The following is a 15,015-nucleotide window of genomic DNA, read 5'->3' as shown; positions in this document are numbered from 1 at the left end:
GAGGTAATTGAAGTCTTATAAGAGTTACATTTGAATAATTTATATTCAACCCGCAGCAAGTCATCACTTTACTTCTTGATTAATGAAGACCAAACACATTTTTTACCTTCTTTTACTCCTTGGACTTGGCGCCCTGATAGTTTATAGGATCAACGCCAATAACGAATTCAAAATTGCTAATGGCCCGAAAGCCCAGGGTGGTGCCACTGTAACAGGAATGGTACTGGAGCCTCAAAAATTTGCTGAGAATTTGTCACTTTCGGGATCTCTGGAAGCCAATGAACAGGTGGAGCTCCGCAGCGAAATTTCAGGCGTGGTGGAACAGATCAATTTTAAGGAAGGCAGCAAAGTTTCCAGAGGACAGGTGCTTTTTAGAGTAAATGATCTGGAACTTAAGGCACAGCTGGCAAAAGTTAAAACAGCCGAAAAACTGGCTGCGGAAAATGAGCGTAGAGCTCAGCTCCTGCTGGAGAAAGAGGCGATAAGTCAGGAGGAATATGATATGTCGAAGGCCGCTCTGCAATCGGCTAAAGCTGAATCCCGGTTGATCGAAGCCCAGCTCGCAAAAGCCACAGTGAGAGCTCCTTTTTCGGGCACTATCGGTTTACGTTATATATCAGAAGGAACTTATGTTACTCCGTCAACTTCAGTCGCAAAGTTGGTCAATCTAGATGAATTGAAACTCACCTTTTCCATTCCCGAAAAATATTCCTCGCAAGTAGGAATGGGTACAGAATTGACTTTTACCACATCGGGTTCTTCAGAAAAATATAGTGCGACAGTCTATGCGATTGAACCGGGTGTTGACGTGGCAACCCGTACCCTGAAGATGCGGGCAATGACAAAAAATGAGGAGGAAAAATTAATTCCCGGCACCTTTGCAAATGTGAGCCTGCCACTGGCAGCGGTCAATGATGCGATCATGGTGCCCACCGAAGCTTTGATCCCCATCCAGAATGGGAAAAAGATCTTTGTTAAACGCAACGGTGTAGCTAAAGAAGTAGAGGTGCAAACCGGTGCCCGTACTGCAAATTCGGTAAGAGTGACTTCAGGCCTTAAGCCCGGTGATACAATTTTAACTTCCGGAGTAATGATCCTTAAAGACGGAGCTCCCGTAAATGTCAAACTTAGTCAACCTGTTGCTAATACTGCTTCCCGATGAGTCTTTCCTCTTTAAGTATAAAACGGCCTGTGCTCACGATCGTAATGAACATTGCGATCGTACTTTTTGGGATCATTGGTTTTACCTACCTCGGAGTACGGGAATTTCCCTCTATTGATCCCGCAATAATTTCTGTACGTACCAATTATACAGGTGCGAATCCCGATATTATTGAAAGTCAGATAACAGAACCCCTGGAGAAGGAGATCAACTCCATAGACGGTATTAGAAATATCAGTTCCACCAGCAGCCAGGGTTCAAGTAATATTAACATCGAATTTAATCTGGACAAGGATCTGGAGGCAGCTGCCAATGACGTGCGGGATAAAGTTTCCCGGGCGGTGCGAAGGCTGCCGCAGGATATCGATGCTCCCCCTGTGGTTTCTAAAGCCGATGCAGATTCCCAGCCCATTATTGCCATGACCGTTCAAAGTAAGGAAAAGAACGTGCTGGAACTAAGTGACTATGCCGAAAATGTAATAGCACCACGACTGCAAACCATACCGGGAGTGAGTAGTGTGCAGATCTGGGGGCAACGTCGGTATGCGATGAGGCTCTGGATCGATCCGGTTAAACTCGCCTCCTACGGAGCAACAGTAGCCGATGTTCGTGCGGCTTTAAGCGCTCAAAATGTGGAGTTGCCAACCGGAAAGCTTACCGGTTCCAATACAGAACTGGCCGTTAAGACGCTTGGAAATCTTTCTACTGAAGAGGAATTCAATAACATCATCATTCGGGCCGATGGTGATAATCTTATAAGATTCAAGGATGTTGGTTCTGCTGCCCTGGAAGCTGAAAATCTTGAAACGAAGCTCAGCGATTCCGGGCAGGAAATGGTTTCCATGGTAATCATTCCGCAGCCGGGAACCAATTATCTTGACATTGCTGATTCCTTTTATGAGCAGTATGAAATGCTTCAGAAAGACCTTCCACAGGATTTCAATCTGAATATCGCCTTTGATAATACGACTTTTGTAAAAAAATCTGTGACCGAGGTGGTGGAAACCCTTGCTATTGCTATTATCCTCGTTATCCTGGTGATCTACCTGTTCTTCAGGAACTGGTCTATTGCGCTGCGACCTCTAATTGATATTCCGGTTTCCCTTATTGCCACCTTCTTTATCATGTGGATGTTTGGGTATTCTATTAATGTGTTGACCTTGCTTGCCATAGTGCTGGCTACGGGACTCGTGGTGGATGACGGAATTGTGGTCACCGAAAATATCTATAAGAAAGTAGAGGAGGGGATGAGCCCTATCCAGGCAGCTATAAAAGGTTCCAATGAGATCTTCTTTGCAGTCATCTCTATCTCGGTCACGCTGGCAGCAGTTTTCCTTCCGGTGATCTTCCTTGAAGGATTTGTGGGAAGATTGTTCAGGGAATTTGGTGTTGTACTTGCAGCGGCAGTATTGATCTCTGCTTTTGTGGCTTTAACGCTCACGCCAATGTTGAACGCCTACCTCATGAAACCGGGGAAGCAGAACAATTCGAAGTTTTACAATTTTACAGAGAAGTATTTTGTAAAAATGAACCGCAGCTATTCCGAATCGCTTAGGGAATTCATGAATAAAAAATGGTTGAGCTTTCCAATTCTGGGGGTATGTTTAATTGCTTCGGTTGTTTTTTACAGCCTGCTTCAGAAGGAAACAGCACCTTATGAGGATCGTAGTTTTATTAGTATTAGTGCATCCGCGCCCGAAGGGGCTTCCTATGAGTACATGGACCGTTTTATGAATGAGCTCACGCAGCTTATCAATGATTCCATTCCCGAGAAAAAGGTAAGTCTTATTGTAACCTCACCGGGCTGGGGCTCGGGTTCTGTAAACAGTGGGTTTGGTAGAGTTGCCCTGGTAGACCCTTCAGAAAGGGAACGTTCGCAGGATGAGATCGCTGCCGATCTTACCAGTTGGACCAAACAATTTCCCGGAGCACGTACTAATGTAAGCCAGAGTCCTACCATTGCTGTAAACCGCAGGGGTGGAATGCCAATACAATACATTATTCAGGCGCAGAATTTTGAGCAGCTGGAGGCCAAGATCCCACAGTTTATGGAAGAAGTGGAGAACGATCCCACATTCTCGAATTCAGATCTTAACCTGAAGTTCAACAAACCTGAAATTTATGTCACCATCGACCGGGAAAAGGCCCAGACTCTTGGAGTCTCTGTACTGGATGTGGCGCAGACACTGCAACTGGCCCTGAGTGGTCAGCGGTTTGGATATTTCATGATGAATGGAAAACAGTACCAGGTGCTTGGACAGTTTGATGAGAAGGATCGTGATGCCCCTATGGATCTTACCTCCATGTTCGTGAGAAACCGGGACGGACAGCTTATCCAACTGGACAATTTAGTGACGACCGAGGAGCAAAGTAGTCCGCCAGCATTATATCACAACAATCGTTATATGAGTGCCACTGTTTCTGCGAGTCTGGCGCCCGGAATGAGTATGGGTGATGGGATCGATGCCATGGAACGCATAAGAGAAAAAGTACTTGATGAGACCTTTACTACAGATCTTGGGGGAGAATCCCGGGATTTTGTCGAGAGTAGCTCCAACACCATGTTCGCCTTTTTACTTGCCTTATTGCTTATCTTCCTGTTACTGGCGGCACAGTTCGAAAGCTTTATCGATCCTTTGATCATCATTCTAACTGTACCCATGGCAGTGGCCGGAGCTTTGTTTAGTTTATGGCTTTTCGGGCAGACCTGGAATATCTTTAGCCAGATAGGAACGGTGATGCTGATTGGCCTGGTGACCAAAAATGGAATTTTAATAGTGGAATTTGCCAATCAATTGCGGGAGCAGGGGGTGCCTAAGCTGGAAGCAATTTTACGAGCTTCAGAATCACGTTTACGTCCTATCCTTATGACCAGTTTGACCATTGCTTTAGGGGCATTGCCTATTGCGGTAGCTTTTGGTGCAGCGTCAACCAGCAGGATTGGAATGGGAGTAGTGATTATAGGAGGAACCATGTTCTCTCTTATCCTTACCCTTTTCATTATTCCGGCTGTGTATTATATGTGGTCAAAGGAAAGAAAACATCGTCCCGAGTTTGATGAAATCGAGCAAATTGAAAAATCTGAAACCCGCCCTAAACCGGAAGCCCTTTTACATGAATAAGATAGTTAAGATCCTCATTATATTTTTTATAAGTATACCTCTTTCTGCCCAGGAAGTATTGACACCCGGAGAAGCCATTCGTATAGCCCTGGAGAATAATTATTCTATCCGGATCGCCCGGAATGAACTGGAAGTAGATCGCGAAGGAGTGAGCTGGGGAAATGCAGGAATCTTGCCTGCTGTAGGTCTTACTGCCAACAGCAATAACAGCATTCAATCCACCCGGCAAACCAGGGCCTCGGGGGATGTCATAGAAGTCGATAATGCCCGGAATAATAATCTTAGCTACGGAGTTGTAGCAGACTGGACCTTGTTTGATGGTTTTGGAATGTTTGCTCGGTATGATCAACTCAGGGAATTGGAGAAATTAGGAGAGGCAGAACTACAGCAAACTATAATTTCCCGGGTGAGTGATGTTTTGATCACCTATTACGACCTGGTGCAACAACGGCAGCAGCTTTCAGCTCTGGACAGTACTATGGTAATTTCTGAACAAAGGGTGGAGCTGGCACAAAACAGATTCACGATTGGGAGGTCCTCCAAGCTCGAGGTTCTTAATGCGCAGGTGGACCTGAATACCGATCGAACTACGATTTTACGCCAACAGGAATTATTCAGAAATACAAAAATTCAACTAAATGAACTGTTAGCCAGAGATCCCGAAACAGATTTCACGGTTCAGGAAGAGATCACTGTCGATGATCAATTGTTGCTGCAAAACCTGGAGCAGCTTGCGATGGAGCAGAATCCTTCCCTGCAGGCCCAGATCATCAACAGGAACATCAACCAACTGCAGTTAAAGCAAGTGAAAGCCGGCAGGTATCCTACTATAGCCGCGAATACCGGCTACATTTTTTCTCAAAATGAGTCGCCCGTGGGGTTTACAACATTTGGAAGAACAGAAGGATTTAATTACGGTTTTACTGCCAGAATGAACATATTCGATGGCTTTAATCAAAACAGAAGTGAACAGGTGGCCCGGCTTCAGCTGGAAAACAGCGAGATTGCAATAGAAGAACAGTCCCTTTCCCTACAGTCACGACTTCATACTGCCTATCAAACCTATCTCACCAACCTTAGCCTAATGGAGCTGGAGAGAGAAAATGAAGCCATTGCACGGCAGAACCTGGATATTACGATGGAGAAGTTCAGGATTGGAACAATTCCTACCATTGAATTCAGGACAGCTCAACTTAATTACATCAATGCAATAGTAAGGCACAGTAATGCAAAATTTCAGGCTAAGCTTTCAGAAATAACCCTGAAAGAATTTGCCGGCCAGCTTGTTATTGACAATTAGCAATGATCAATTAGCAATGATCAATTAACAATTATCATTTATCAAAAGCCGGTTAAATTTAGACCATAAACCTTATTCCTTTTCAGGAATTGTCCATAGATAAATAGTTGTACCGTCCACGGTTTGGGTCTCCTCAGGCTCCCAGTCTCCCATATCGAAAGCATGAGAAACAACCCGGGTTCCCGGCTCGAGTTGTTCCATAAGGATGGGTTTTAACCTCTCGTTCAGCCGGCTTAGCAGGTACAGGGTCACCACAGTGGCTTCACTAAAATCAGATTCAAAAAGATCAGCTTCAATGAATTCAACTTTATCGGTAACTCCGGCTTCGGTGGCATTTTCATTTGATTCAGAAATCCTTTCAGGATCGATATCAATTCCGACTCCGCGGGCGCCATATTTCTTTGCGGCTGCAATGACAATGCGGCCATCACCGCTTCCGAGATCGTATACCACATCACTGGAGCTTACTTTTGCCAGCTTGAGCATAGCATCAACAACAGTATCACTGGTAGGTACATAAATCACGTCCTGGGCATGCGACAGGATAGGAAGAAATAGGAAGGCGAATATTATTATCTGTTTTTTCATAATATGAGTTTTTAATTACACTTGCTTCTTATTTGGATTAGTTTTTTCAGCAATTGATGGGTTGAGGAACATGATGAACGTGCCTACTCCCAGGACAGCTATGCCTGCCAATGCACCCCAACCTGTATAGGCGATGCTGGAGTAGAGGAGATAAGCGCTGCTTACGCAAAATATTAGGGGAAGCACAGGATACAAGGGTACTTTAAAAGGACGTTTTTTGAGCGGTTCTTTTTTACGCAGTACAAAGAGAGAGATGCCAATGAGGAGTAGGAAGAACCAGAAGACAGGAGCTGTGTAATCTATCATTGTTTCAAAGCCGCTTCGGGAGAAAAATCCGAAACTTACCAGAACCAAAGCAATTGCTCCCTGAACCAGGAAAGCATTAACCGGACCTTCCACGCGGCTTTTCCATTTTCCCATCAAGGAAAAGGAGGGAAAATCTCTCCCGAGAGCGTAATTAGAACGCGCACCCGTAAAAATAGTGGCATTTGCAGAAGTCATTGCAGCAATAGCTACAAGAAGAGACATTACAACTATTCCTGTCTGTCCAAAAGCAACTCCCAAAAGATCTCCGGCAACAGCGTTGGATGCCGCCATACCTTCAAGCCCCAGACCTCTCAAAAATGCAAGATTTACAAGAAAATATACCAATGTGATCAACAAAATACTTGCTATGAGAGCCACTGCCATCTTCTTTTTTCCTTTCCCTATCTCGGCGGAAATGTAGGCAGCTTCATTCCATCCTCCGAAGGTGAGCAGTACAAACACCAATGCCAGTCCGAGAGAATTTCCGCCGGTATTTACCGGATTGAAAGTATAGGAAGTCTCAGGAGCTTCGGGAATTATGAAAAAACCGACTCCTATGATCAGTAGGATTCCCAGCACTTCAACTGCGGTAAAGAATTTTTGTGCTCCTGCTCCCATCTTTATTCCTACTATATTAATGGCTGTAAGTGCAATCACAAGAAGGGCAGCATAGATCACTGCGGAATGTACTCCAATGTCATAGATCTGCATGGCATAATCGCCGAAGATGAAGGCCAGTAAGGCTACCGACCCTGTTTGTATAACACTCATCCTCGCCCAGGCAAACAGAAAAGCAGTGCGTTTTCCAAAGGCACGCATGAGAAAGTGATAGTCTCCACCCGTATTGGGAAAGGTAGTGGTGAGTTCGGCATAACATAAAGCTCCAATTAAAGAAACCGCTCCTCCCAGGAGCCATACTATAAGCATCATTCCGCCAGATTCCACGTTTCCGGCTACCAGAGAAGGAGTGCGAAAGATACCTGCCCCAATTACAATGCCTACTATGAGGGCAACTGCATCAACCACATTTAAAACAGGACCGGGAGCTACAACAGTTTCCTGCTCTTGCCCTTTTTGAGTAGTCTCGGTTTCTTCTCTTACTATAGACATAGAATTTACATTCAGCCGTTCCCTAATACTCTTCAATAAATTCGAAACCATTGAAGCTAAGGAAATTAACTATTGATTGAGTATGGATTAGGAAAACTTTGACATCCCTTCCTACACGGGGCAGTGATTAATGCTAAAGGAATATTGGGGGCTGTTTTCTGAAGATGAAAGAGCTTTATACTTTTCCTGTTTAGTAAACCGGAGAATGTAAAATTCTTCACGGCCTGTTAAAGTAGCAGGAGGAAGAATTTTCGCACTAAAGATCTGATTTGGAGCAACCATTTTTTGCTTAATTTTCAAGAAGGGTAAAATTCAAATATGAACTTTATTGCAGCACCAGAGGAGCCTGCGGTTCCTTCAAATTCGCTGTGGCAGGAATTAAAGAATGCCATTCGAGGCACAGAGGCGGACTATACAAAAATAGATCTTCGCCGGGCTATTTTTTTGCTTGGAGTGCCTATGATCCTGGAGCTGGTTATGGAATCTACCTTCGCCGTAGTAGATATCTACTTTGTAGGTAAACTGGGCGCTTCTGCCGTTGCAACAGTTGGTCTTACTGAAACCTATTTATTCCTGCTTTACGCGATAGGAATGGGATTATCCATGGCGGTAACGGCCATCGTTGCCCGTCGCATAGGTGAAAAGAAATTAGGTGATGCCGGCAGTTCTGCCGTGCAATCTATTTTTCTCGCGCTCCTGGCTGCAGCTCCTTTTGCAATTGGAGGTCTATTTTTTTCCCGGGAACTGCTAGTAATAATGGGGGCAGATCAATGGTCAATCACCACAGGTTATGTCTACACCCAATGGATGCTTGGAGGAAATGCGGTGATTATGCTGCTGTTCGTGATTAATGCTATTTTCAGGGGCGCCGGCGATGCTTCAATAGCTATGTGGGTGCTACTAATATCCAACGGAATAAATATTATCCTGGATCCTCTCCTGATCTTTGGCTGGGGGCCGGTTCCTGCCCTGGGAATAGAAGGGGCAGCTATAGCCACTAACATTGGGAGGGGAGTAGGAGTTCTGTTTCAGCTCTGGATATTGTTCAGAGGAGGGAAACATATAAAAGTTTTGCTTTCTCAGATAAAATGGCATGTAAAGGACATGGCAATTATATTCAAGACTTCGCTTGGAGGCGTGGGCCAAATGATCATTGCCATGACCTCCTGGATCTTTCTAATGCGTATTCTTGCCGGAGTGGGCAGTGAGGCAGTAGCTGGAGCAACTATTGCTTTGCGGATCATGATGTTTACCATGATGCCGGCTTTTGGCTTGTCTAACGCAGCAGCTACTCTTGTAGGCCAAAATCTTGGAGCCAAGGATCCCAAACGTGCAGAAGAGGCTATCTGGAAAATAGGAATATATACAATGATCTTCCTGGTAGGAGTATCCTTTGTATATTTTTTCTATAATGAGAAGCTCATGATCATCTTTACAGATGATGCCAGAGTTATTGAAATTGGAGGGGAATGGTTGAAGATCCTTTCCTATTCCTATTTTGTCTACGGATGGTGGATGGTGACTACGCAGGCCTTCAATGGTGCAGGAGACACTAAAACTCCCACAAAGATCAACCTGGTGTTTTTCTGGCTCTTACAGATCCCGCTCGCCTACTATTTAGCCATTGAGCAGAATTGGGAGCAGTCAGGTGTTTTTTGGGCAGTATTCTTCTCGGAGACTGCTGCGGGACTATTCACCCTGTGGCTCTTCACGAGGGGGAAATGGAAGACCTTTAAAGTTTGAGGTTCAATGTTTAAGGTTCAAGGTCTTATATTTAAATAAAAGGCAATTATATTCTTTATTAATCCCGAAGGTCTATTGACTAGAGGGTAATGTATAAGATAAGATGGATACAGCTAACCCAACCAGCGACTTGTGACAAAGATTTTCAAGAACTAGTGATTAAGGATTATGTATAAAAGCTTAAAATGGTACCCGCAACCCGCAACCCGCAACCGGCAACACGAAACTTTTACGAAAGCCACTCTTTAAAGTCTTTCACTCTTTCGCGGCTTACAATGATCTGCTCTCCCTGGAAATTTTCAAGTTTCACCTCTAGTCTGTGATTTGAATAGGTAATGATGTCCTTAAGGCTTTTCATTTGAATGATAAATTTTCGGTTCACCCTAAAGAACAAGGCAGGATCGAGTTCAGGTTCAAGTTTATCCAGGCTGCCCTCCAGCAAATAGCTCCTGCCTTCGCAGGTGTATATATAAGTTCCCTTATTCTCTGAATAGAAGCAACACACGTCCCCGACATGTATGAGCTTCAGGTGTTGACCCACAGGTATTGTAAAGCGCTTCCTGTATTCTTTTGGCAAATTAAGAAGGGATTTAAGGACCTGTAGGTTAGGCAGCTTGCTTTCTGAAGGCATCCTGTTCCGGAATTTAGTTACTGCCGCCTCCAGCTCCTCATCATCAATAGGCTTGAGCAGGTAATCTACACTATTCAGCTTAAAGGCCTGCAGCGCATATTCATCATAGGCCGTGGTGAAAATAATGGGGCTGCTTATCTCCACTGCTTCAAAGATCCCGAAGGAAAGTCCGTCACTCAACTGTATGTCCAGGAAAATAAGTTCGGGAGAAGGATTGGTGGAAAACCAGGTTATAGCTTCCTCTACCGTGTGCAGTACGGTAAGCACCTGCACATCCAGATTTTCCAGCATGCGCTGTAATCGCCGGGCGGCAGGTTTTTCGTCTTCTATAATGACCGATTGTATCATATTCTAAAAGTAGATTACCCTAAGGTATTTCATTCCCAGCTATTTTGTTTTTCTTTTTCCATGAACTCTTTGATTTTTCGCTCCTCCCATTCCCTTCCAAACAGAATATTTGGCATAAAAACAGCTGCAGCATGGGCAAGCAGGCCTATTCCCCAGAAGAAGGCTGTAAAATAGTTAGAGAGATCCTGCAGCCCTTCCAATAACCCTTCCTCCCGGGTGGAAACAATAAGGATGACCAAATTTACGATCAGGTAACCTGCAAGATGCCCGTAAAATCCTTTCAGGGCTTTTACTCTTTTCACGGCCCGCCGATATTCCGGGTCTTCTTTGTATAAAGGTGTATTTAGTTCCATGATTTTGTTTTTTGTCGTTCCTTTTCCATATACTCTCTAATTTTTTTCTCCTCCCAGCGGGCTCCATATCCAAATACTGAAAAAGCATGTAGAGTAAGGCCCAGACCCCAGCCCAGCATAGGGAACCAAAACCACTTGAATTCCCAATAAGTACGGTAGTTAATTAATATAAGGAGCGGAATGATCACACAGTAGGAGATAAGATTACCGTAAAATTCCTTTAATTCCTTTACCCTGTTTTTTGCTCTTAAGTAAGCATTGTCTTCTCTTATCTGTTCAGTTTTCATAATTGTAATTTGCTTGGTAAGCACCGGAATTTTCACCGCGAATTTCTCAGTGTCTTTTTCCAACTGAACTTTCCGCTGAGTCACCAGTGCATATCGGTTAATAATATTCTGCAGTCCTACGCCATTCCTATTTTGAAATACTTCCTTCTTTTGCAGATTGTTTTCCAGGATCAGGTATCCATCTTCTTCATAGATCTTTATGTGAAGGGGCCGGGATTCGCTCACTACGTTGTGTTTAATGGTATTTTCCAGTAACAGCTGAAGGGAAAGCGGTACAACCCGGGCTTCGGGCGAAGACAGCTGCTTTGGGACCTCGTAAAAAATACTGTTCTCAAACCTCATTTTCAAGAGGTTCATATACGTCACTGCAAATGCTAATTCCTCTTCAAGGCTTACCAATTCCTTATCTTTTTGTTCCAGTACATACCGGTAGACTTTGGAAAGGGAAGTGGTGAACTTCTGCGCCATTTCTGTATTTTCTTCGATAAGGCTACTCAACACGTTAAGGCTGTTGAACAGGAAATGTGGATCTAACTGATTCTTCAAGCTTTCAAATCTTGCAGAGGCATTCCCGGCGATGATCTTTTGTTCGGTAACCCTTTTTTCCTGCAGGGCCTTGTAGAAATAAATAAGGTGGAAAATGAGGGATACTACTGCTGTAAACAACAGGGGAAAAAGATAATAGCTCAATTTTTCTTTGGAGAGGAAATGAGCAATACTGAATCCCTGGAAAATGGTTTGATCTACCAATCTGCATAAAAAATATCCTACCATAGTGAGGATGATTGCACCCCCCGCGGCAACCAGCACCTTTTTAAAGTCGGCCCCTTCCCAGCCTATCTTCTTTTCGTAAAAATCAAAATAGGTAGCATTTATTGCGGTGAGTACAAAAGAGTAAAAGAAATAGGTGCCCCATAATCCAATATCAAGCAACTTCACCCATCCATGTGCTCCAAAAAGGCTGTTTATAAGTACTATAATTACACAGATGATTAAAGAGATCCTAAAAATTTTGATAAGGGCTTTCATTATTTCTTAACTTCTTTAAGTTTAGCTAATTTCTGTTTCTTTTCCGGTTTAAAAAAGCAGATTTTTAACTACTTTTCTTCACAGGTTTGTGCAATGAGCATTTGCAGTCTTTCTTTTCCCCAGGCAGGAGCTATCATAGGGGAACGTTCTTCTTTTTCGAACAACTTCAATCCGTCCTTAAGATCGGGACAGTAAACTTTAGGATCCTCTCCAAAATACCTTGCAGATCCCATATTCCACTCGGTCCTGGATAAGGCAAGACGTGGATTTTCGGGCGCTAATTTAGAAGCCTTTGTGTAAAGATCAGTAATGACAGGAGAAAGCTTCATTGCATAAACTGCAGGATCAACCGTAAGTCGGGCAGTGTGAAGCATGGCCTGAAGTACCAGCAGCTCCACTTCATCACCTCCCTGTCCTTTTGCTTCATCGAGTAACTCCTGTGCCTCGTTTAGCAATTGTTCTTTCATTGCCGGTTGAGTCATAGGAAAACTTTGTACGATCTTCACCTGGGAAGCATAATAAAAGGGCAACCAATTGTCATTTTCAGCTTTTGCAATACGTTCAAATAAATTGGCGGCTTCTGTTGGTTTTTCATTTCTCCAGAGTTCAAATGCCTCTGTCATACCGGCGTCATATGGAGATTGTGCATGAGTGCTCATAGCCGAAATAAGTCCTAGCAGGATGTAAACAATAATAGCTTTCATAATTTTAATTTTTTGAGATTGTTGATTTCTTTGACCAAATTTGAAACTTTCCATGCCCGTAGAAAATTTTTATTGACTCAACTGTTGATATTGGAGGATGAATCGTAAGACTATAATGAATCCAGTTGATTTTTAGCCTTGTCTTTGCTAATGGTCCAAAAGAATCCGATAAAGAAAAATCTGTCAGCGGCAGGGGTGATGGCTTTGCGATCGTATTGACCTGTGGCGTTCAGCGTTGAAGCGTATTCATAATTAAAAACATTTTTGTACCCCAGGATGTTGGAGGCAGAAAAGTAGAGGATCTTCTGGGGGCTCAGCAGGAAAGCCCAGTTAAAGCTGAGGCTGTTGTAATTCCTGGTTTTGCCATTCATAAAACCGGATTTATTAGGATCTTCAAAAGGCCTTCCGGAAGCAAAATTGTAGGTAAATCCTAATTGGCTTCTTAAAGTGCTTACCCAGTATTTGGTTACCAGACTGGCAGAATGATCTGCAATAAACTGTGGCGTCACCTCTTCGGGGTAATTCATATATTCCCTTTTAGAGTCAATAAAACTGTAAGAGATCCAGTATTGCAAATTGCTGATGCTTTCATCATCCCGATAGAAGAGATCCAACCCTCTTGCGTAGCCTTCCCCCAAATTATCATAGGAACTGTCAAACCCGGGCTGTGGGGTATCATATTTTACAAGATCCCCGTATTCCTTATGGAATGCTTCCGCCCGAAAAACAGAGCCGGGCCGGGTCAACTGATAATTCAGGATGTAATGAGTAGCTTTCTCAGGTTGTAAAGACTTGTCAAATTTAAGTTGTTCTATCTCTGCCTGCTGCAGGAATTCTCCGTATGCCAGGGAAATTTGCCCATCCTTTCCCGATTTTAATGCCATTGAAATTCTGGGAGAAAACATTACTTTTTCCTGCAGGAGCATATAATCTCCTCTCACACCTCCCTTAAAAGCAAAGTTTTTACTGAGGTTAAGATCGGCTTCCGTAAAGGCGGCAAAGTTATCGGGTTGTACTTCATAGGTATGGGCTGGATTTTCAGGAGTTAAAACTTCTTCAGAAAAATTGCGAAACACATATTCAGATCCTATATGTACTTTAAACCGGTTGTGAAATCGTTTAGTGAGTTTCAGCTTAAGATTTGCGGCCACTTCCCGGGTGTTAACGTGGAGATTGTTAATTTGAAGATGGTTATTGCTAAAGGCCGCACTCAGACCGGGATAAACGCTCCAGCTGTTTCCAAGTACACCCTGATAGGAAATATTAGAATAGAAATTGCGGTTGTTAAGCCCAACCTCAAGAAGATCGGGACTGTCCAAATTGAGTTGTAGCACCTCCAGGTTTGTATGATCATAGGCAGCATACCATTTAAAAATGCCATTCTTGGAATGCCTTCTAAAAACTGCTTCTCCCCCAAGATTTTCATACGGCTTTGGAAAATTTGCCTGTTCTTTATTCGGCACCAATTCCTGGTAGGGAGCAAGATTAGTATAACTGCTGCTAAGAGAGAGGGAGGCTTTGTTCCATTTTTGGGTATGACCAATGCCACCGCCAACGCTCATGAGGGATATATTTGTTTCCGTTTGCTGAGGTTCATCTATAGTATTGAGTAGCAGTACTGCGGAAAGCGCTTGCCCGTATTCTGCGGAATATCCTCCCGAGGAAAAGGTAATGCCGTCAAAAAGGAAAGGGGAGAAGCGGCCACGAGACGGCAAATTATTGGCAGAAGCTGAGTAAGGCTGAAATACCTGCAGGCCATCAATGAAAACTTTTGTTTCTCCTGCAGTACCGCCCCGAACAAAAAGCCGGCCATCTTCCCCCACCGGGGAAGTACCGGGGAGGGTCTGTAAAGCAGCAATAAAATCTCCTGCCACTCCGGCTGTGGTAACTACATCCAGAGGATTAAGTACAGTGACCCGGGAATTATCTCCAGCCGAAAAAGTACCTGCGCTAACGATGACAGCATCAAGGCCCGTAACGTCTTCCCGCAGGCTTACCTGGATATTTTTCATGAGGCTAACATCCATTTGCTTATGGATAGTTTCAAAAGAAAGGAAGGACACCACCAGAGTCTGTTTTTTGCCTGCCAAGGTGGTAAAGAAAAAATTTCCCTGTTGGTCTGTGGTAGCTCCGTCATAGGTCCCCTGCAGGTATACATTAGCTCCTGCAATGGGATTATTGCTTTTGTCGGTCACCCGGCCCGAGATCTCCTGCTGTGCCTGTAAAATTGAGGAACAAAGGACCAGGAATAAAATTAGTAAGGGTCTCATCTTTAATTTTTGATAAAGATGAAGACGCGTGCAGCGAAATGAAATTTTATTGTACCGGCCTG

11 protein-coding genes are annotated in these 15,015 nt (G+C 43.8%); 4 read left to right on the top strand and 7 right to left on the bottom strand.

Features of this window, described 5'->3' with window-relative positions; genetic code table 11:
- Positions 1 to 82 precede the first annotated feature (82 nt).
- From CRO16_RS13145 to CRO16_RS13135, 3 genes are read left to right on the top strand one after another with little or no spacing between them, the layout of a single operon-like run.
- A complete protein-coding gene (locus tag CRO16_RS13145) occupies positions 83 to 1,162 on the top strand; it encodes an efflux RND transporter periplasmic adaptor subunit (RefSeq protein ID WP_097056858.1) in 1,080 nt (359 codons plus the stop codon).
- On the top strand, positions 1,159 to 4,284 hold the full coding sequence (locus CRO16_RS13140) for an efflux RND transporter permease subunit (protein WP_097056857.1): 3,126 nt from the start codon (positions 1,159 to 1,161) through the stop codon (positions 4,282 to 4,284). Before CRO16_RS13145 ends, CRO16_RS13140 begins: the two co-directional genes overlap by 4 nt.
- A complete protein-coding gene (locus CRO16_RS13135) occupies positions 4,277 to 5,584 on the top strand; it encodes a TolC family protein (RefSeq protein ID WP_097056856.1) in 1,308 nt (435 codons plus the stop codon). Before CRO16_RS13140 ends, CRO16_RS13135 begins: the two co-directional genes overlap by 8 nt.
- Before the next feature lie 72 nt (positions 5,585 to 5,656).
- On the opposite strand, the gene CRO16_RS13130 is transcribed toward CRO16_RS13135, so the two are convergent.
- Positions 5,657 to 6,172 carry an SAM-dependent methyltransferase gene (locus tag CRO16_RS13130; RefSeq protein ID WP_097056855.1) on the bottom strand — a complete coding sequence of 172 codons (516 nt, stop codon included), beginning with the start codon at positions 6,170 to 6,172 and terminating at the stop codon, positions 5,657 to 5,659.
- 15 nt (positions 6,173 to 6,187) lie between these two features.
- Positions 6,188 to 7,588: an APC family permease gene (locus CRO16_RS13125; protein WP_097056854.1), complete on the bottom strand. Its 1,401-nt coding sequence runs from the start codon at positions 7,586 to 7,588 to the stop codon at positions 6,188 to 6,190.
- A 318-nt stretch (positions 7,589 to 7,906) separates the two neighbouring features.
- On the opposite strand from CRO16_RS13125, the gene CRO16_RS13120 reads away from it, so the two are divergent.
- Complete coding sequence (locus CRO16_RS13120) at positions 7,907 to 9,331, top strand: MATE family efflux transporter (protein ID WP_097056853.1); 1,425 nt, start codon at positions 7,907 to 7,909, stop codon at positions 9,329 to 9,331.
- 229 nt (positions 9,332 to 9,560) lie between these two features.
- Here CRO16_RS13120 and CRO16_RS13115 read toward each other — a convergent pair whose 3' ends face one another.
- From CRO16_RS13115 to CRO16_RS13095, 5 genes are all read right to left on the bottom strand, one after another.
- On the bottom strand, positions 9,561 to 10,307 hold the full coding sequence (locus tag CRO16_RS13115; RefSeq protein WP_097057141.1) for a LytR/AlgR family response regulator transcription factor: 747 nt from the start codon (positions 10,305 to 10,307) through the stop codon (positions 9,561 to 9,563).
- Positions 10,308 to 10,339: 32 nt separating this feature from the next.
- Positions 10,340 to 10,663, bottom strand: a complete 324-nt coding sequence (locus CRO16_RS13110) for a 2TM domain-containing protein (RefSeq protein WP_097056852.1) — start codon at positions 10,661 to 10,663, stop codon at positions 10,340 to 10,342.
- Positions 10,654 to 11,979, bottom strand: a complete 1,326-nt coding sequence (locus tag CRO16_RS13105; RefSeq protein ID WP_097056851.1) for a 2TM domain-containing protein — start codon at positions 11,977 to 11,979, stop codon at positions 10,654 to 10,656. Before CRO16_RS13105 ends, CRO16_RS13110 begins: the two co-directional genes overlap by 10 nt.
- A gap of 68 nt (positions 11,980 to 12,047) precedes the next feature.
- Entirely contained in the window at positions 12,048 to 12,683 is a 636-nt protein-coding gene (locus CRO16_RS13100) for a hypothetical protein (protein ID WP_143544544.1), read from the bottom strand.
- A gap of 110 nt (positions 12,684 to 12,793) precedes the next feature.
- Positions 12,794 to 14,953 (bottom strand): TonB-dependent receptor, encoded by a 2,160-nt coding sequence (locus CRO16_RS13095; RefSeq protein ID WP_097056849.1) that lies wholly within the window; start codon positions 14,951 to 14,953, stop codon positions 12,794 to 12,796.
- Positions 14,954 to 15,015: the final 62 nt, after the last annotated feature.

It is taken from the genome of Salinimicrobium sediminis (genome assembly GCF_900215295.1).
GTDB classification, from domain to species: domain Bacteria; phylum Bacteroidota; class Bacteroidia; order Flavobacteriales; family Flavobacteriaceae; genus Salinimicrobium; species Salinimicrobium sediminis.
The sequence above is the reverse complement of the archived record's forward strand: the minus strand, read 5'-3'. Positions and strand labels throughout refer to the sequence as shown.

What these genes read in the sequence shown, in the direction of transcription:
- CRO16_RS13145 (WP_097056858.1), top strand. Translation starts at nt 83, where the DNA reads ATGAAGACCAAACACATTTTTTACCTTCTTTTACTCCTTGGACTTGGC.
- CRO16_RS13140 (WP_097056857.1), top strand. Translation starts at nt 1,159, where the DNA reads ATGAGTCTTTCCTCTTTAAGTATAAAACGGCCTGTGCTCACGATCGTA.
- CRO16_RS13135 (WP_097056856.1), top strand. Translation starts at nt 4,277, where the DNA reads ATGAATAAGATAGTTAAGATCCTCATTATATTTTTTATAAGTATACCT.
- CRO16_RS13130 (WP_097056855.1), bottom strand. Translation starts at nt 6,172, where the DNA reads ATGAAAAAACAGATAATAATATTCGCCTTCCTATTTCTTCCTATCCTG.
- CRO16_RS13125 (WP_097056854.1), bottom strand. Translation starts at nt 7,588, where the DNA reads ATGTCTATAGTAAGAGAAGAAACCGAGACTACTCAAAAAGGGCAAGAG.
- CRO16_RS13120 (WP_097056853.1), top strand. Translation starts at nt 7,907, where the DNA reads ATGAACTTTATTGCAGCACCAGAGGAGCCTGCGGTTCCTTCAAATTCG.
- CRO16_RS13110 (WP_097056852.1), bottom strand. Translation starts at nt 10,663, where the DNA reads ATGGAACTAAATACACCTTTATACAAAGAAGACCCGGAATATCGGCGG.
- CRO16_RS13105 (WP_097056851.1), bottom strand. Translation starts at nt 11,979, where the DNA reads ATGAAAGCCCTTATCAAAATTTTTAGGATCTCTTTAATCATCTGTGTA.
- CRO16_RS13100 (WP_143544544.1), bottom strand. Translation starts at nt 12,683, where the DNA reads ATGAAAGCTATTATTGTTTACATCCTGCTAGGACTTATTTCGGCTATG.
- CRO16_RS13095 (WP_097056849.1), bottom strand. Translation starts at nt 14,953, where the DNA reads ATGAGACCCTTACTAATTTTATTCCTGGTCCTTTGTTCCTCAATTTTA.